Consider the following 18,699-nt stretch of genomic DNA (forward strand, 5'->3'; position numbering starts at 1 on the left):
AGTAATCCTCAGTTATATCCCAATGTTTTCTACATACAGCTACTGTTGGTACATATAGTAATACTATTGATATAAACACAAAAGCAAATATTACTTCTTTCATATTATTTGAGTTAGTTATTATAACTAAAAAATTACTTAAAACTAAACTTATAACTAAGCAGACTAATATAGTTATTATTAAATTTAATTTAGTTGTTTTTTTCCCAATTACAAATTTTCTATTAGATTTTTTCATTATAAATACATCCCCTTTATATTTATTTAAATTACATTTATAGAATAATTTGTAATTAAGTTTTACACAATATATTTATCACAAACTACATTTTTATATCACAAACTGCATATAGGATAGACTTTTCATAGTCTATCCTACATATATCTTATAAAATTATTCTTCTCTTATTTCTTCAACAATACTGTTTTTGCATAATTTATTTATGGAATATTTACTTATTGCTAAAACAAAGATCAATAAAATAATTGATGATATTATTAATGGTTTTATTGGAAATACATATATACCCTCATACATGGATGCAAATCCTTTTGTTATTACTCCTGATGAAGCTATTCCAAGTAACCCACCAATTACAATTGAATATAAATAATAATTTAAATTTTCTATAAATATCATCTTTTTAATAAACTTTTTACTAGTTCCTATTGATCTAAGTAATGCAATTTCCTTTCTTCGGTCTTCAATGCTTGAAGTAACTGATGTTATTATGTTAGTTAATGTTATTAGTGTTATAAGTATCAAGAATCCATATACACCAATTTTATATACAAGCATCATCTTACTCCACTGCCTCTGATTCTCATCTTGGCTTATAAGGTATGTTACTTTATACTCATTTCTATTTGTATCAAGTTCAGTAAATACCTTTTCTGCAAACATTTCGTTTTCCGGTACAACTTTTGTATTACGTCCTGATCTTTCTCCACCTAAATTATTAATAACTTTATTGAATAAATCATCCCCCATATATATAACTGGTGAGTTTACCCACTCTTTACTTGCCTTAACACCTTCTTCTACAATTCCAACTATTTCAATATCTTTAAGGAGGATTGTCTTCTCCTCTCCTTCACCTTCATTATTTGTTTTATTGATTTTAAGTTCAATATTAATCTTATCTCCAACTTTATAATTAGTTATATCAACTAGTACTTTTTTGTTTCCTTCTAATACGATAGCTTTGTTTTGAATAACTACACCACTCTTAAGTTTATTTTCATCCAACTTAGAATTACGTACAATTTCTTCCTTTACCGCTTTACTATCAGTGTTATATACAGTGTAACTAAAGTCTTGTGATGTTATATTCTTAAATTTATCTGTTAAAATATCATTTCCTTTAATTTTACATTCATCAATATTTAAAGCATGATTACTATTAGCTTTGCTTCCTATTTCATATTCAGTATAAACATTTTTTACCCCATCTATCATTTTGATCTTTCCAATGTCTGAATTACTATTAGTTTGGATTTCATATTTACTTACTGAATCTTGAACTAACATTGCACTATTAGCAATTTCAGTAAATGAGTAGAATGAAACAAATATAAATATGCTTAAACTAAACCCTAACACTACAGCTTTAAATCTACCTTTATTTCTCCTAAGATTTTTATTTGCAATTTTTCCTGGGGATCCAAATATTCTTGTAAATATTCCGTTTTTCTTTGATACCTTTATCTTTTCATTATTAACAAATGTATTTTTCATTCCATCTACGGGTGTTACTTCTGATAATCTTCTTAAAGGTATAAATATAGAAATTCCTATAGTTATTATTGAAATTATAATACTTCCTATTATAGAATTTAAAGATATTGCAAACTCTACTTTTCCGAGTCCAAAAATATTTATCATAGTTACTACTTTAAGAAGAATATATACACCTAATATACCTAATAAAATACCAATTATTATCCCAACTACTCCAATTATTAAAGCCTCTTTTAACACTATTTTCTTTACTTGCTTTTTACTAATACCAACTGCTCTTAATAATGAAAATTCTTTGTTTCTATCATTTACACTTATCATAAATCCATTATATATAAGTCCAACACTAGATATTACAACAAGTATTATTAATATATATTGAAGAGTTTCAATAAGTTCAAATTTACCATCCCCTATATTTTCACCAAGAAGCGTAATGTAATCTTCATTAATGTTTATATACTGGCTATCTTCACCATCTACTTGCCTTTCACTTATACCAAAATCTTTTCTTATATCTTCTACAGATTCTACAGTATCTTTTACGTTTTTATATCTTAAAGAAAGTAAATACTTAGAATTTGGTTCAATAAAAGATTCATCAACTATATATGTTATTAAAGGGTCATTCTCGGCAGCTACTATTGTTCCTTTAATCTCTTTTTCTTTTCCATTGTGAATATCTTTAAAATTTATAGTTACAGTATCTCCTATTTTCTTATTGTTTTTCTTTAAATATTCTTTTGAAACAATAATTTCTCCTACTTTGCTTGGGACCTTACCTTCACAAATTACGTTTTCATAACTTCTTAAATAAATTCCATCTAGACTAATTGCAGAAACAACTGTATTGTAATCTGCATTTTTATCATATTTTTCGATAGTTCCTATTCCAGTAGAAAATGCTGCTTTTTCAAGTTTAACATTATTCACTATTTTACTTACATCCGAACCTTTTACTCCACCTAAATCAGCATAGGACTTACTTGTTAACTCGTAACGCTCTATCATTTTACCTTTAAATGAATCCACTAGGGAAAATACCCCTGTAATTAAAGCAACTGAAATTACAATTCCAAATATTACAGTTAATGTCCTCCCCTTTTTGCTTTTTAAATATCTTATTGATAACTCCTTATAACTTCTCATAATTAGTTACCTCTTTCATCTGAAAGGTTACCATCTTCAATTCTTACAACTCTATCTGCTTCTGCTGCAATATTAAGGTCATGAGTTATTATTATAAGAGTTTGATTATATTTTCTGCTACAATGCTTTAATAATTTCATTATTTCTTTTGTGTTTTTTGAATCCAAATTACCTGTTGGCTCATCTGCTAATATTATTGTAGGTTTATATGCAAGCGCCCTACCGATTGCAACTCTTTGCTCCTGTCCACCTGATAATTGTGATGGCATGTGATTCTCTCTACCTTTTAAATCTAATAGCTCAATAAGCTCATTTATATAATCGATATCTGGTTTTCTTTCATCAATAATGTACGGTAATTCTATATTTTCCTTTGCAGACATTACTGGAATTAAATTAAAGAATTGAAATATAAGACCTATATTTCTTCTTCTAAACTGGGATAACTTTTCATCATTGAGCTTTGATATATTAACTCCATTAATATTTACACTTCCTGATGTAGGATTATCTACTCCACCTAACATGTGTAGCAATGTACTTTTACCACTTCCTGATGGTCCTATTATTGCAACAAATTCTCCTGCATTTACTGTTAAATTAACACTATTAAGTGCTACAACTTCATTATCACCTTCACCGTACTTTTTAGTTAGATTTTCTATTTTTATAATTTCCACTTATAATCAACTCCCATTTACTTTATACTCTAATAATAATTTTCTATTGTGACTTTTAAGTGAACCTATAAGTGACAAATGTGTCACTTACAATTTGGAGTTATTTATAAATGTTATTTCAAATTCAGTTCCAACATCCTTTTCACTTCTAACTAATATATATCCGCCCTGACTTTCTATTATAGATTTTGCCATTGCAAGCCCTACTCCTATGCTTTCTGACTTTAATCCTTTTCTGCCTGTATAAAACCTTTTAAATATATTAGCTAAATCCTTTTTATCTATCCCTTCACCATTATCTTTAATAACAATCCTTGAATACATCTTATTTTCTTCTGTAGAAATCAGTATTTTACCATTAGTGTTTGAGTGCTCTATTGCATTCTTTAAAATATTTGTAATAGCTTCATTTGTCCACTCTTTATCACCTACAAAAGTTGCTTTTTTCCCTATTATATTAAGTTGTATTTCTTTTTCTATTATTTTAGGTTCTAGTAAACTTATAGAAATATTTATAATATCATCTAAATTTACTCTATCCTTTTTAAATATTACACTTCCAGAATCTAATCTTGCCATTTTCAAAAGATTATATATAAGCCACTCCATCTTATCGCTTTGAATAGAAATATTACTTAAAAACTCTAATTGTTTTTCTCTACTAATATTATCTTTATCAATTAAAATATCAGTTATCATTTTTATAGAAGTAAGTGGAGTCTTCATTTGATGAGATATATCCGTTAATATTTCTTTTAAATAGTTCTTTTCTTTATTAATCATTTCATTATCATTTTTAATAACTGATACCATCTTATTAATTTCATTTGCTAGAATTGGAAATTCCCCTTCCCCCTCATAATCAAGGGTTTCTAGTTTTTCCCCTTTTAATATATTATCAACATAGTTATACGCGTTTTGAACCTTAATATAAATTTTTTTCATATTAATTACTATTACTAAAAAGCTTGTACTTATCATAATCAATATTAAAATAAATGTTAGTATACTTCTGCTTCTTTCTGCTTTATATACAATTGGCTCTAATATATAATCCATATCCTCACTATATCCATAGCTTGATAAAATCTCTTTTCCTTTTTTAATATCATCTATTGATCCATCTTCTGATATTATCGATACAATCTCACTTTCAAGTTCTGGATGCTTTTCAACTAATGCCGCAACCATTTGCGATTTACTATCAATTACACCTTTTAAAATATCATCTTTACAGAAATTCATAACTACTATAATAAGGGATACAAATATAATTTGAATCACAAAAAGTTTGGTTAAAATACTTGTTACTTCCTTATTTCTAAAAATATTTATTTTCATTTTGTGCTACTCCATTTATAACCAAGTCCTCTTACAGTTATAATATGTTTTGGATTCTTTTCATCATCCTCGATTTTCTTTCTAAGTCTTTTCATAAATACTGTTAAGGTATTGTCATTAACAAACTCACCATCAACATCCCATAAACTTTCTAAGATTTGATTTCTGCTTAAAATAGTATCTTTATTTTGAATAAGCTTTAGAAGTAACTTGTATTCCATTGTCGTTAAGAATAGTATTTCATTATTCTTTTTAACTTCTATTTCTTTTGTATTTATTTTAAACTCATCTATTTTTATTATGTCACTGTTCTTTTTAAGATTTGAATGTCTCCTTAAATTTGCTTTTATTCTTGCTAATAGTTCTCTTATTTTAAACGGCTTAGTTATATAATCATCCGCTCCAAGTTCAAGTCCCATTACAACATTAACTTCTTCATCACAAGCTGTTAAAAATATTACTGGAACTTCGCTTTTTTCTCTTATAGCTTTGCAAACATCATAACCACTCCCATCAGGTAGCATTAAATCTAGTAAAACAAGATCAAATTCTTCTGTATTAACTTCCTTAATTGCCTCTTCAACTGATTTACATAACTTCACTTCATACCCTTCATCTACAAGAGTAAATTCTAATGCAGAAAGTATTGTAATATCATCTTCTACAACTAATATTTTACTCATAATATTTCACTCCTTTACTATCATAATAATATTTATGTATACTTATAACTCAATCCACTCACAAGTAATAAAAAGTTTCCCCTTTTCACATTTAGCAGATACTTTGCCATTCATCATCTCCATCAAAGTTTTAACTATAGAAAGTCCAAGACCTGTATTTTTTCCTGATCTACTTCTATCATTGCCTTTATAAAACTTTGAAAAAATCATATCTGTATTAACTTCTTCAGTTACATAGTTCATAAATATTAGCTTAACTTTAGATTTATCTTTTTTTAGTTTTATTGAAAACTCTCCATTTGAATGTTTTATTACGTTTATCATAAGATTTTCTACAACTCTTGTAATTGCACTGATATCCCCTAATACTTCCAAATCTTCTTCTAATTCAATTTTAGGTTCTACACCTTTTTCTTCAAGTTGCTCATAGAAACTTATTACTGTTTTAAATACTACTTCATTAATATTTACTCCTTCTAATTCCATATCATAATTAGAATTATCAATAACTGAAAGCATAAAAAAATCTTCTAACATAACTTGAAGATCCTTTGCTCTTTTTTCTACCTTTTTTAAATACTCTAAATCCTTAGAATCTCTATTTTCTCTAGTATTTAGCATTTGAATATATCCAATTATTGATGTTAAAGGTGTCCTTAAATCATGTGAAATATTTGATATCATATCCTTTAATTCTTCCTTTGATTTAACTTCATTAATCCTAAGTCTATTTGCAACTTCAATATGTTTATTAATGCTGCTTGCTAAAAGTTCAATTTCTTTATTTATAAGATTAACATCAATCTTTTTTTCTGTTTTTAAATCATTATAATCATCAAGTTGTTTTGATATATTAATCATTTCCTTTTTCATATAAAAAATATAGGCAAGTAAAATAACTATTATAATTACTAACCCAATTATTAAAATAATCATCTTTACTCGCCTCCTAATTATTTAATCTCTCTTCTTTTAAATACAGCTACACCCAAAAGTGTTGATAAAGTAATTATTATTAATCCATTTATAATATAAGTTAAAAAGTTATTGCTTTGAGGATTTGATCCTAATTCTATTATCATTGAATATGGTATAAATTTATTTAAGTTATCTGAAAGCATCATTCCAATCATAGTTATCCCAATAATTTCAACCATAGCAATAATTGATATAATTTCAGAGTTTGGAATTAACGTAGCTAAAAATGCATATATACTAACCATTGAAGATATTATGATTATATACAATATTAAAGTTTTTATAGTTATTAAAATACTTTCATAACTGAAATTTATTGGCTTACATATTACAGAAGTAACTAACAATATCCCTAAAAATGATGCTGTTATTATTATTGAAAGGCCTATAATAATTGCAGCTAAGTTAGATATATAAATCTTGTATCTTTCATAACCATAAGATACTGTATTTTTATATATTCCACTTTTGATTTTATTTACTACACTGCTTGAAGTTAACGTAATACCTATAATATAAATCAAAGCTGCAGCTGATAATGCATTTACTATAAATTTAATGTAATCATCCCCTGGTTTTATTCCTAATTTAAATCCACGAGTTACACCTTCTGGATTAGTAAATGAAAATATGAATATTTCTGCATCAGTTGCAATTGATAAAATTATTACTATCAAACTTACAATAGTACTAGCTATTATGCAATTTCTATAAATTTTGCTTCTAAATAATCTGTATAAATCTGCCTTTATTAAATTAATCATCTTACTCACTCTCCATTACATTCATCACATAATCTTCTAAGCTTTCACCTTTTGTAACCATCTGACTAATTAATACATCACGCTTCGCTAATTCTTTTGTTATTATAGAAGCTTTATCGATACATTCATATATTCTAATGACATTATTATTTAAAACTTTATACTCACTAATATTTAATATATTCTCTAAAATCCACGTACATTTCTCTACTTTATCTACATTTATCTCTAGTGATATTTTTGACTTTTCCATTAAGTCATCCATTGAGATTTCTTCTATAAGTTTGCCTTTAGACATTATTCCATAAACATTTGATATTTGACTAAGTTCACTTAAAATGTGACTTGAAATTAATATTGTAATTCCCTTTTCCTCATTAATCCTTTTAAGTAATTCTCTCATTTTAACTATTCCAACTGGGTCAAGCCCGTTAGCTGGCTCATCTAAAATAAGTATTTCTGGATCTCCGAGCAAAGCTATTGCAAGACCTAACTTCTGTTTCATTCCAAGAGAATAATCTTTAATCTGTTTCCCTTTAACATTTTCAAGTCCCACTAATTTAAGTTTCTCATCAATACAGGCTTTACCTGGAATACCTTTAAGCTTTCTTAAATATTCTAAATTTTTATAAACATCCATCTCTTCAAAAAAGGCTGGTGATTCAATTAAAACACCTATTCTCTTTCTACTTTTAACTATTGATTCTGGTTCACCAAATAATTCAATACTTCCTTCATTAGCTATTGAAAGTCCTGATAATATCCTCATTATAGTTGTCTTACCAGCACCATTTTTACCAATCAATCCATAAATATCACCTTTTTTAATATTCATGTTTATATCTTTTAATACAAATTCTTTTCTATACTTCTTGCTTATTTTTTTAGTTCTTATAACATAATTATTCATATACTCCAAAACCTCCCTTTGTCTATATAATAGCCACCGGCTTCTAAATAACTTCTAAGAAAGTCTTAAAAAAGTATTAATTTGAATTTATACATCCATTTTATATCCTATCCCCCATATTGTTTTTATATATTCTAATTTTGCTCCTGCTTTTATAATTTTATTTCTCAAGTTACTAATGTGTACTGTTATTGTATTATCATCACCAAAATATTCATCTTTCCATACACTTTTAAATAAATTAGCTTTTGAAAAAACTTTAGTAGGATGTTTAATTAATAATTCTAAAATATCGAATTCTCTTACTGTTAAGTTTATAGCTGTACTATTTATAAAAACTTCTCTTGTTTCTTTATTTATAGTAATTTCTTTATACTTAATTATATTGATTTCTTCATTATTATTTGAAAATTCAATATACCTTCTCCCATTAGCTACTATTCTCGCCAATACCTCATCTAAATCAAAAGGTTTACTTATGAAGTCATCAGCTCCTGCTCTTAGCAGCTTGGCCTTTAATCCAACTTCTTCTTTTGCTGATATAATTATTATCGGCATATTTTTCTTTTCTCTAATTATACTAACTAGTTCATCACCAGCTTTTCCTGGTAACATAAGATCTAGTAAGATCAAATCAAATTCATTATTATCTAAATATAATAGTCCTTCTGTACCTGAATAAGCAGATTTAACATCATACCCTTCATTAGATAGCATTTCATATAATAAACTATTTATATCGTTATCATCTTCTACTATTAAAATCCTCATATCATTCTCCATTACATTACTTTATAAAATTTTCTTATTAATATGATATCATAAAACAGTTGTCATAACTAACAAAATTTGTAATATGATTTTTATAAAAAAAGAGTGGCAAAAGCCACTCTAATAAATTATACTAATTTAAAATCAATCTATCTTTTTAATTCAATAATATTTGAAACTAACGCTTTACATCTTCCACAACCAGTACCTGCGCCTGTAACTTCTCCTACCTTTTCAACTGTGTCTGCTCCATTTTTTACAGCATCAACAACATCTTGTAATGAAGTTCCCTTGCAACCACAAACTGATGCTAATATACTTTCAATTTCTTCAACGCAGCCACCACAAACAGTTCCTGCTCCTGTTATTTCTTGTATTTCTTCTAATGTACGTGCTCCTGAAATCATTGCCTTTCTTATATCTATATAACTTACATTACTACAATGACATACTATTCTATCTCCAGCCATATATATCCCCTCCACTATTTATTTCTTACCTATTATATTATAATAATTGTTATTTTTCAATAACTATTATTAATCCTAAATTTTTAAAACTATAATTAAAACCTTTTATAAATTATCCCTATACAAAAAGATGGTAAATCAATTAATATGGATAATTATTATACACTTGTTTTAAGTAATTATATAATTAAGCATTAAATGAATAGTAAAAATATAAAACTCACATACAGCGATAACTGTATGTGAGCTTTTCTAACTTAATAGTATTTTCTTCTCAACATTTTTTATAAATTTCTGCTTTTCATCACTCAGTGTTAATATATATTTATTAAATTTAATATACCATTCTTTTTCACAGTCATTATTAAAACTTAAATCTAATGTATATTTAAAGAGAAGAATTGTTTCCATATTGGATAAACTTTTAAAATATTGATAAAATTCGTCTCCAAATAAACATTCGCTATCTAGCATATCTACTAAATCTTCTAAGCTATTAAAATTACTTTTAATTAGTGTAATTTTATCTTCAATAGAATAAATCTCTCTAATATTACTAGTTATCTTTCTAAAATCAGTATTACTCATCTTTTCTTTATCTCTATATTCTATATAATCTTTTTCATTACTATCACTAAATGAAATAAATATCTTTTCTAACCTATCTAACTCGATTGAATTTTTTATATATGAAGCTATATTACTAGTAGCCTCTCCAATATAATTTATTAGATCATTGTTACCGATATTTAAAGTCTCAAAACAAATACTTGCATACTTTAATAATTCAACTTTTAATTCTTCTAATGATAATTTGATTAATTTCTCTTTTATATTTTTTCTGTCTATATCAGTAATATATTTTCCACACATAGCCAATCCTATTGCATTTATAAGTACTAACTCAAATATATTTATAAGCAATAGTTCACTACTTTTATCATATCCTTTTAATAACTCCTTAATATCATCAATATTAAATTTGGAACAAAATTCATTTTCTAATTTCAATTTTTCTAAATAATCTTTTATATACTCGATACCTTCAAGATTCATATTTTCAATACATATCTGATAATCTATAGACCCTGGAGTCTCATTTGCTGCAAAAAAAGCATCGTACTGTTGAAAAAATAAAGGTATTCCATAATCTATAGTATCATTATATGAATAATTTTCAATATTAAGCTTATTAATCTGAATAGTATCTAATAATCTTCTACCAGTTTTCACCTTATCTTTAATCAGATTATACCCTTTTTCAAGCATATTTGATAAAGATTCATTCTTTAAACTATCTATAATTAATTCTGTGCTATTTAAATTTTTCATATATATTCCTATTGTATAATCAATACCTTTTATAATATTTTCTGCTACTTCTACCATAACTGAACTACTATCATTTTTAGTATAATATTTCAATTGTAATTTTAATACATCTAACCTTTCATTTGCTACTCTATTTAAATCAGTATCATCTAATAAATTTAGTTTGTAAGAAGTCATTAAAATATCCTTAAAAAAATACTCTTCTCTTATCTCATTTTTTAAAATATCCCCATACCCTTGAATATTTATATTCACATCCAAGATTTATCACTCCTTTTCATTACTAATGTTTGCATAATCTTTTATACCATTTCTAATATTATCTGCTATTTTGTATAATACTTTACCTTCCAAAAGTTCTAGTGACCCTTGGCAATAGTTATCAAAATGCTCTTTCATAATTTCTATTAATTCATCATCACCTATATAATCTAATGTCTCATTCTTATAGTTATAAAATATTTCTAAAAGATTGTTTATTGTATCACTGTAATTATATTGTGATATATATGGAGAATCACAAAAAGTTTCAATAATTTTATTTATAATTTGACCATTAAATTCTATCCTATTACTCGTTTTAAGTGCTACTGCCCTTGTTTTTATAAGTTCTTTTATTTCTTTTTCATTCATCTTTAATCCGTATTCTTTTGTGAGTTCATTACATTTTAAAATATCATTAAGCACATATTTTTCTTGTAGATTACTTTCAAATATATTAGTAATTTCATTCATTTTAAAACTCCCTTCAAAAAAGTATTGACATTTGTTTTATTTAGTGCTATAATTAATTTTATATGCACATTATTAAGATTATACCATTTGCATATTTATATGTCAATTTAAAAAAGAGGATATATTTGTAGTGGATCCTATGTCAAGGACATAATTGAATATTAATCTGCTATTAAAAGCTGATTTCTGTATATCTCAGGAGTAAGCTTTTTTTTAACTCCGTTAATTGTGCAAAGAACCTAATGTTAATTTCAAGTCAATAGCTTATAAAAAAAAACATCCACCCCTTTCTAGGATGAATGTTTTTACTAAGATTAATATTATTCTAAATTCGGTTCTTTTCTGTGTTTAGTATTATTTTAATATATATTTGCTATTTCAATTAATTTACCATCCTGGAATTTAGATGCTACAAATGTAACTCCAATAGGTTCACCAGTACTTTTGTATCCAGTAGGAACAGTTAGTGCCGGATATCCTGCTGGTGCATATAAACTAGCTGCTTGATTACTTAATGATACAATAACATCTGCGTCTTTTAATATACCATCAATCTCTTTACTACCAGCTTCTTTATTTTTATCAATTAATTTTTTATAATCTTCAATACTAGTTTTATCTTCTAATGATTTTTCTAATAAGTCTTGACCAAATGGTGCTCTATTCTCCAAATCTTTTTTATTGAATTCAATTATATCATTTAAGTTATTTATTCCATTTACTTTAGCAACTTTAAGATATTTGTTAATATCATATTTGAATCCAACTTCTAAAGCTTTACCCATTTCGATACTATTTGATTCCTTTGAAAAAGCAGTATTTGTTACTTTTGCTCCCATCCCTTCAAATTCTTTTCCTATTCTATTTAAAATTTCATCTTCTTCATCTCTAGCTACAAGAGGTCTAACAATCGCAACTTTAAGACCTTTTATAGAATCTTTTTCTATATATTTAGTATAATCTTCTTTATGTTTTTTTACTTCTTCTGTTACAATATCATTTTTATCATACGCAGATATAACATCGAGTATTAATGCTGTATCTTTAACATTTCTAGCTACTACTCCTGCTGTATCTTGAGCTTCAATTATAGGTATTATCCTATCTCTACTTACTAATCCTATTGAAGGTTTAAGACCAACAACTGAATTTTGACTTGAAGGATATACCATGGAACCTGCTGTCTCTGTACCTATCGATGCAACTGAAAAACCTGCTGCAACAGATGCTGCTGAACCTGAACTTGAACCCCCAACGTCATATTTTCCATAAGGATTGTGAGTTTGACCACCAAGTGCGGAGTATCCATTAGAGGACTTACTTGTCATATAATTTGCAAATTCACTAAGATTAGCTTTTCCTAATATAATAGCTCCTTCTTCTCTTAGCCTTTTAACAATAAAAGAATCTTCATCTAAAATAGAATCTTTTAAAGCATATGCTCCAGCAGTTGTATGTAATTTATCAGCTGTTCCTATATTCGCTTTTAAAGTTATTGGAATGCCGTATAACTTTCCTTTTTTATCGCCTTTATCCTTTTCTTTTGCTATTTTTATTGCATCAGGATTTAATTCTATAATTGAATTAAGTTTATCAATATCGTATTTTTCAATCTTTTTTAAATAATATGTTACTAACTCTTCGCAAGAAAGTCTATTTGTGTCATACATATTTTGTATACCTTCTATAGTTGAATTTACTACTAATTTATCAATTTTCTCAAATTTAGAATCATTCATTTTATTAAGTTCATCTCTAAACTGTTCTATATCAATTTTATTTTTTACATTTGTTTTCTTTTCATCATCATATTGAATTTTCACTTGATCCGAAATATTTTTTTCTACTTTATAACTAACATATTTTGTAATTATTGTTTGGAAATTTAATACTATAAGTAATCCAACCACTCCAATTACTGCTATAACTATTATTAAAAATTTTTTCAAACTGTATCACCTCATATTACTATTTTAAATTTAATAGATGTTCTAAATACTCCTTTTTCAATCTTCATGCATACATCGTATATAATGATACAAGCCAAGTATAAATTTACTATTAAGCAAAACTGTATTTTAATAAAATAAACTTAAATTTTATATAAATATTTAGTAAAGCCTATAAAAAAAGAGTAGTAAACCTTATTATTTACTACTCTTAAGAAATTTATTTCAGTCTCTATGATTTTTTTATGTTCTATGGTAAATACCTAAAGATTCTATATGCCTTATTAATATGCCTATATCTACTAAAGGCATTATTATTGATATTAAAAAAGCTGGTATTACTGATACTACACATATAAAATTAATACCAAGTATAATTAATTTATTACTATTTATATACTGCTTTTTTATATTCTTCAAACTTAATATTGCTGCTATACTAAGTATTATAATACCTATAACCATTATTGAATTAATAAAAAAGCTCGTATTTTTATTGTTACTATTAACAGAAATAGCAACTGATATAAAAATAAAAGTTACAATATTCACTGGGTACATACCTGCTAAGAAGTAATCAAGCTTTATCTTGTCACATATATAAATTCTTATCCCAGCTAAACAAATTAGCAATATTAATACTGTAATAACAATCCTCCTCCATTACCCATATAATCATTTCCTTTCAAATATTATGTTTATTGTAGCGATATATAAATCATATCATATTTTCCATTATTTGTATATTTATTATGATATATTTAAAATTTATTATAATTATGAAAAAAAGTGCAAAAATAGATACCATTATCTACTTTTACACCTCATTACCTTTTCTTTCTGTTGTCTAGTTAATTACTTCATCTACAACTAATTCTTCATTTACTTGATTTTCATCCTTTTCTCCAATTTCTCCTGCCATTTTAAATGCTTGTTTAGCCAAAAACACTGCTATAATCTCATTTATAACAGCTGCAGCTGCAATAGTTCCTTGTATCATCGTAGCATATTCAGGTTCAAATGGTAATAATGCTTCAACAGCAATTCCAGTAAATATTAATGATACTCCTGAATGTGGCAAAAGTGAAAGGCCTAAATATTTACATACCTTCTCATCCGCCTTAAATAACTTACCCCCTGCGTAAGATCCTACTATTTTACCTATTCCACGAGCTAATATATAAATAACAGTAAGAAGACCTGCACCAAATATTAAATTATAATCTAACGGCGCTCCTAAGTTTACTACCATTATAACTAATCCTATACTTATTATAGGATTAACTATCTCTATTATCTCTTTCAACCTTTCTTTTTCAACTTTATTTACAATAATGGTAAAGAAAGTTATACCAGATAATAATAAATTTATTGATAGTATATTGTAATTAACATACCTTCCAATAATAACAGTAATTGCTATAAGTAGTGTTATTTTTAATATAATTTTCACCTTAGAATATTTGTCACATATAGCTATTCCTTCTTCACCTATCTTATCTTGTAATATTTTAGCTCCTATAATACCTGTAAATGCACCAATACCTAATGGTAATATTATCATCATTAATATTGAAACAATATTTACCGATTCCCCAGTCATACTGCCTGTAACTGCTCCTATAACTAAGAAGAATATAATTAATGCTAACACATCATCTAATGCAGCAAGTGGTATTAACGTTTTTGAAACTGGTCCCTTAGCATTATATTCTTTAACTATTGATAAAGACGGAGCCGGGGCTGTTGCTAATGCAATAGCTCCAAATATTAAAGCTATAGATATTGGAACACCTGCAAATATAAAAAACGCAACTGCAACAAATATAAATGCCGTCATACCTTCAAAGAAACATATACCCAATATCTGCTTTCCAGACTTCTTAAGTTCCTCTAATAACAACTCTCCTCCAATTAGCATACCAACTAAAACTTCTCCAATATTACTTATAATATCAAACCACTCCGCATCCATTATACTGCTATTCATCCAGTTTAGCGCATGTGGTCCTATCACCATACCAGTTAATAACCACCCTAGTATTGATGGCAAATTAAGCTTTGAAACCAAATTTCCAACTATTAATGCTATTATTACAAATATAGCTAATAACATAATTCCTTTAATCATTTAAAGCCCCTCCCCTTATTTGTCAAAACACTTAATATAAATTTATAATATTCTATTAATGGAAAAGAAGAGGTTTAGATGTTCTTTCCTCAAAAAATAGATTATAAAATAATTATATATTTAAATTAATATATAATATTGTATATAAGTTGGATAAATTATACAATTGTTACTAGAAGGTGATTTTTCATGTTAAACTTTGAAGAAATGAAATATATGTGTAAGTCTTTAGCTAAAACTTTAAGCTTAAGTATAAGACTCTATAAAAATAAAGAATTATTATATCAGCACTCTATATTGCCCTTAAATCCAGACCCAATAATATTGCACTTAGATGAATTGCTAAATAGTCCATATGAATCTGGTGTCATTACTACTACACTCTTTCAATTCTATGGATATTTTGATACAACAGACGATTATAGAATCATAATTGGACCATCTGGAACTCTTACTCAAGATAAACTACTCCTAAATAAACTATTATTTTTATTAGATGTTCCAATTGTTGATCAAAGAGAATATATAAAAAAATTTAATTGTGTGCCTACAGTTACAGCCAAACGAGTATCACTAATATTATCAATTTTATCTACAGCCATAAATGGTAAACCTCTATATATCGAAGATGTTCATTTTGATAATGTTGATAGTGTTCAGCAAAGTATTATTGAAAGGAATGCTGAAGAAAACATAAATACAACTGAGGATACATCGAATACTAAAAATGTTTACGATAGTTATAAATATGAGGAGATGCTTATGTTCTGTATACAAAATGGCCAAATAGAACAGCTTAAGGAAATTTTATCTTCCTCTCCTAAATTAAAAGCAGGTAAAATGGCAAAAGATACATTGAGACAAATGAAAAATATAGGTATTTGTAGTGCAACTGTATCTTCTCGCGCCTCGATTTCAGGCGGCTTAGATACCTATGTGGCATTTGGACTTTCCGATTTATATATTCAAAAATTTGAATCTTTAAATGATATAGCGAAAATATCAAAATTAATTGATGAAATGATGCTAGATTTTGCATCACGGGTAAGCTATGTTAGATATGGTTGTATAGCAACATCACCGCTATCAAAGAAATGTTCATACTACATTGTAAAAAACATATTTAATAGTATTACTGTTAATGATATTGCAAATGAACTACAATTATCTCGCTCATATTTATGTACTCAATTTAAAAAGCAAACTGGAATTACTCTTTCGCAGTATATATTAAATGAAAAGATAATAGAAGCTAAAAGACTTTTATTATTCACAGATAAAAGTCTTTTAGAAATTGCAATGAATTTAAATTTTTCATCACAAAGCCACTTTCAACTCTCCTTTAAAAAAGTAACTTGTGAAACCCCAATGCAGTTTCGTTTGAAAAATAAAAATAGCTAGTAAAATTTAATCAATTTTACTAGCTATAGTTTTCTTAATTTTATATTATGTTCCACAATAAGTTTTGTATTTACAGTTTGATTCCTTAGGCGGTTTAGAATAATATTTCTGTTCCTTGGAATTATCATAGGGTTTTGAAAGAGCCTCTAAAAGTCTATTCATTACACTATAATCTCCTTCTTTAACAGCTGCTTCTAAAGCCTCTTCCACTCTATGGTTACGTGGGATAACTACTGGATTACTCTTTTTCATAAGTTCCTTTGATTCAGCATTAGACTCTTCTTGTCTTGTTAGTCTCTCCTGCCATATTTTATACCAATTATTAAATTCATCCGTCTCAAACAGTTCTATATAACCTCTATTATTAAAAGTTAATGCACTGAATGTATTAGTATAGTCTGCCCTATGCTCTTTCATCATATTTAGAAGATCTTCAATTAGCGACTGGTCCATAGGTTCTTCGTTAAATATTCCAAGTTTTGCTCTCATTCCAGAAAGCCAATTATCTTTATAAATCTTTGAAAAATTTGAAACTTCATTCTGTGCTAACTTTATGGCCTCATCTTGATTAATATGCAAAAGTGGTAAAAGTGCTTCAGCAAACCTTGCAATATTCCACGCTGCAATACCTGGCTGATTCCAATATGCATATCTTCCATTAACATCAATGGAACTAAATACAGTTGCAGGATCATAAATATCCATGAAAGCGCAAGGTCCATAATCAATTGTTTCTCCACTGATTGTCATGTTATCTGTGTTCATTACCCCATGGATAAATCCAACCAATTGCCATTTTGCAATAAGCTTTGCCTGCTTTTTAATTACTTCTTTAAGTAGGAAAAGATATGGATTTTCTTCATTATCTTGTTTTTCAAAATGTCTTTCTATCGTATAATTAGCTAATGCTCGAAGTTCCTCATCAGTTCCCCATCTTGCAATATATTGAAATGTACCAACTCGTATATGACTTGCAGATACACGAGTTAATACTGCACCTGGTAAATACGTTTCACGAATTATTGACTCTCCCGTTGTAACTACAGCTAGACTACGCGTTGTAGGAATATCAAGTGCATTCATCGCCTCACTTATAATGTATTCCCTTAGCATTGGTCCTAGTGATGCTTTTCCATCTCCACCTCTTGAATATGGAGTTATTCCTGAACCTTTAAGCTGAATATCAAATCGCTCACCTTTTGAAGTTACATGTTCTCCTAATAGAACTGCTCTCCCATCTCCTAACATAGTGAAATGTTCAAATTGATGCCCTGCATAAGCTTGTGCAATAGGTATAGATCCTGTTGGAACTTTGTTTCCTGAAAGTATATCTATTCCATAACTACTCTCTAGTTCTTTCTTATTTAGTTCTAAGGACTCTATCAATTTATAATTTAGCACTGCCAATTTTGGTGATGATACATGGCTTGGGTTCTGTTTTGAAAAAAGCTTTTTTGGAAGATTAGCATACGTATTTTGAAAGTTAAAGCCTTTAACTATTGTTGATTTTTCTTTATTCATTATATATTTATCATCTCCTTTTATATTTATAGTTTTCTTGTTTTAAGTAAATTTTATCCTATACTTTATCACTATTTCTTAGGAACTACTAGTAGGTTTCATTCGTTATAATTCCTTTTTTCTTGTGTAATAAAAAATATAAT

At 27.1% G+C, this 18,699-nt stretch carries 17 protein-coding genes; 1 reads left to right on the forward strand and 16 read right to left on the reverse strand.

Annotated features, from left to right (window positions below; all coding sequences use genetic code 11):
• The 15 genes from RSF37_RS12100 to RSF37_RS12170 all read right to left on the reverse strand — a co-directional run.
• Nucleotides 1-238: hypothetical protein (locus RSF37_RS12100; protein WP_332564659.1), on the reverse strand; the 238-nt coding region annotated here is incomplete at its 3' end.
• Nucleotides 239-394: 156 nt separating this feature from the next.
• Nucleotides 395-2,890: an ABC transporter permease gene (locus RSF37_RS12105; protein WP_332564660.1), complete on the reverse strand. Its 2,496-nt coding sequence runs from the start codon at nucleotides 2,888-2,890 to the stop codon at nucleotides 395-397.
• 2 nt (nucleotides 2,891-2,892) lie between these two features.
• The gene (locus RSF37_RS12110) at nucleotides 2,893-3,570 is read right to left on the reverse strand and encodes an ABC transporter ATP-binding protein (protein ID WP_332564661.1); all 678 of its coding nucleotides are present in this window, start codon (nucleotides 3,568-3,570) and stop codon (nucleotides 2,893-2,895) included.
• Nucleotides 3,571-3,657: 87 nt separating this feature from the next.
• The gene (locus RSF37_RS12115) at nucleotides 3,658-4,911 is read right to left on the reverse strand and encodes a sensor histidine kinase (protein ID WP_332564662.1); all 1,254 of its coding nucleotides are present in this window, start codon (nucleotides 4,909-4,911) and stop codon (nucleotides 3,658-3,660) included.
• Nucleotides 4,908-5,594 carry a response regulator transcription factor gene (locus RSF37_RS12120; RefSeq protein ID WP_332564663.1) on the reverse strand — a complete coding sequence of 229 codons (687 nt, stop codon included), beginning with the start codon at nucleotides 5,592-5,594 and terminating at the stop codon, nucleotides 4,908-4,910. The genes RSF37_RS12115 and RSF37_RS12120 overlap by 4 nt, the downstream gene beginning before the upstream one ends.
• A gap of 42 nt (nucleotides 5,595-5,636) precedes the next feature.
• On the reverse strand, nucleotides 5,637-6,530 hold the full coding sequence (locus tag RSF37_RS12125) for a sensor histidine kinase (protein ID WP_332564664.1): 894 nt from the start codon (nucleotides 6,528-6,530) through the stop codon (nucleotides 5,637-5,639).
• A gap of 17 nt (nucleotides 6,531-6,547) precedes the next feature.
• Nucleotides 6,548-7,336, reverse strand: coding sequence for a hypothetical protein (locus tag RSF37_RS12130; protein ID WP_332564665.1), 789 nt, complete (start codon nucleotides 7,334-7,336; stop codon nucleotides 6,548-6,550).
• A 1-nt stretch (nucleotide 7,337) separates the two neighbouring features.
• Complete coding sequence (locus tag RSF37_RS12135; RefSeq protein ID WP_332564666.1) at nucleotides 7,338-8,246, reverse strand: ABC transporter ATP-binding protein; 909 nt, start codon at nucleotides 8,244-8,246, stop codon at nucleotides 7,338-7,340.
• 87 nt (nucleotides 8,247-8,333) lie between these two features.
• Nucleotides 8,334-9,029, reverse strand: coding sequence for a response regulator transcription factor (locus tag RSF37_RS12140; RefSeq protein ID WP_332564667.1), 696 nt, complete (start codon nucleotides 9,027-9,029; stop codon nucleotides 8,334-8,336).
• Nucleotides 9,030-9,166: 137 nt separating this feature from the next.
• Nucleotides 9,167-9,487, reverse strand: a complete 321-nt coding sequence (locus RSF37_RS12145) for a (2Fe-2S)-binding protein (RefSeq protein ID WP_332564668.1) — start codon at nucleotides 9,485-9,487, stop codon at nucleotides 9,167-9,169.
• 252 nt (nucleotides 9,488-9,739) lie between these two features.
• Nucleotides 9,740-11,074, reverse strand: coding sequence for a DUF6179 domain-containing protein (locus RSF37_RS12150; RefSeq protein ID WP_442878724.1), 1,335 nt, complete (start codon nucleotides 11,072-11,074; stop codon nucleotides 9,740-9,742).
• A gap of 12 nt (nucleotides 11,075-11,086) precedes the next feature.
• A complete protein-coding gene (locus tag RSF37_RS12155) occupies nucleotides 11,087-11,554 on the reverse strand; it encodes a DUF6323 family protein (protein ID WP_332564670.1) in 468 nt (155 codons plus the stop codon).
• Nucleotides 11,555-11,913: 359 nt separating this feature from the next.
• Nucleotides 11,914-13,503: an amidase family protein gene (locus RSF37_RS12160; RefSeq protein WP_332564671.1), complete on the reverse strand. Its 1,590-nt coding sequence runs from the start codon at nucleotides 13,501-13,503 to the stop codon at nucleotides 11,914-11,916.
• Nucleotides 13,504-13,746: 243 nt separating this feature from the next.
• On the reverse strand, nucleotides 13,747-14,055 hold the full coding sequence (locus RSF37_RS12165) for a hypothetical protein (protein WP_332564672.1): 309 nt from the start codon (nucleotides 14,053-14,055) through the stop codon (nucleotides 13,747-13,749).
• Between the two features lie 295 nt (nucleotides 14,056-14,350).
• Complete coding sequence (locus RSF37_RS12170; RefSeq protein ID WP_332564673.1) at nucleotides 14,351-15,634, reverse strand: cation:proton antiporter; 1,284 nt, start codon at nucleotides 15,632-15,634, stop codon at nucleotides 14,351-14,353.
• A 189-nt stretch (nucleotides 15,635-15,823) separates the two neighbouring features.
• On the opposite strand from RSF37_RS12170, the gene RSF37_RS12175 reads away from it, so the two are divergent.
• Nucleotides 15,824-17,035 (forward strand): helix-turn-helix domain-containing protein, encoded by a 1,212-nt coding sequence (locus RSF37_RS12175; RefSeq protein WP_332564674.1) that lies wholly within the window; start codon nucleotides 15,824-15,826, stop codon nucleotides 17,033-17,035.
• A gap of 45 nt (nucleotides 17,036-17,080) precedes the next feature.
• On the opposite strand, the gene RSF37_RS12180 is transcribed toward RSF37_RS12175, so the two are convergent.
• On the reverse strand, nucleotides 17,081-18,556 hold the full coding sequence (locus tag RSF37_RS12180; protein ID WP_332564675.1) for a protein adenylyltransferase SelO: 1,476 nt from the start codon (nucleotides 18,554-18,556) through the stop codon (nucleotides 17,081-17,083).
• Nucleotides 18,557-18,699 lie beyond the last annotated feature (143 nt).

It is taken from the genome of Clostridium sp. (assembly GCF_036643715.1).
GTDB lineage: Bacteria > Bacillota > Clostridia > Clostridiales > Clostridiaceae > Clostridium.

Coding starts and splice junctions, on each gene's coding strand:
- RSF37_RS12170 (WP_332564673.1), bottom strand. CDS start 15,634: ATGATTAAAGGAATTATGTTATTAGCTATATTTGTAATAATAGCATTA.
- RSF37_RS12140 (WP_332564667.1), bottom strand. CDS start 9,029: ATGGAGAATGATATGAGGATTTTAATAGTAGAAGATGATAACGATATA.
- RSF37_RS12145 (WP_332564668.1), bottom strand. CDS start 9,487: ATGGCTGGAGATAGAATAGTATGTCATTGTAGTAATGTAAGTTATATA.
- RSF37_RS12155 (WP_332564670.1), bottom strand. CDS start 11,554: ATGAATGAAATTACTAATATATTTGAAAGTAATCTACAAGAAAAATAT.
- RSF37_RS12130 (WP_332564665.1), bottom strand. CDS start 7,336: ATGATTAATTTAATAAAGGCAGATTTATACAGATTATTTAGAAGCAAA.
- RSF37_RS12105 (WP_332564660.1), bottom strand. CDS start 2,890: ATGAGAAGTTATAAGGAGTTATCAATAAGATATTTAAAAAGCAAAAAG.
- RSF37_RS12135 (WP_332564666.1), bottom strand. CDS start 8,246: ATGAATAATTATGTTATAAGAACTAAAAAAATAAGCAAGAAGTATAGA.
- RSF37_RS12115 (WP_332564662.1), bottom strand. CDS start 4,911: ATGAAAATAAATATTTTTAGAAATAAGGAAGTAACAAGTATTTTAACC.
- RSF37_RS12125 (WP_332564664.1), bottom strand. CDS start 6,530: ATGATTATTTTAATAATTGGGTTAGTAATTATAATAGTTATTTTACTT.
- RSF37_RS12120 (WP_332564663.1), bottom strand. CDS start 5,594: ATGAGTAAAATATTAGTTGTAGAAGATGATATTACAATACTTTCTGCA.
- RSF37_RS12180 (WP_332564675.1), bottom strand. CDS start 18,556: ATGAATAAAGAAAAATCAACAATAGTTAAAGGCTTTAACTTTCAAAAT.
- RSF37_RS12175 (WP_332564674.1), top strand. CDS start 15,824: ATGTTAAACTTTGAAGAAATGAAATATATGTGTAAGTCTTTAGCTAAA.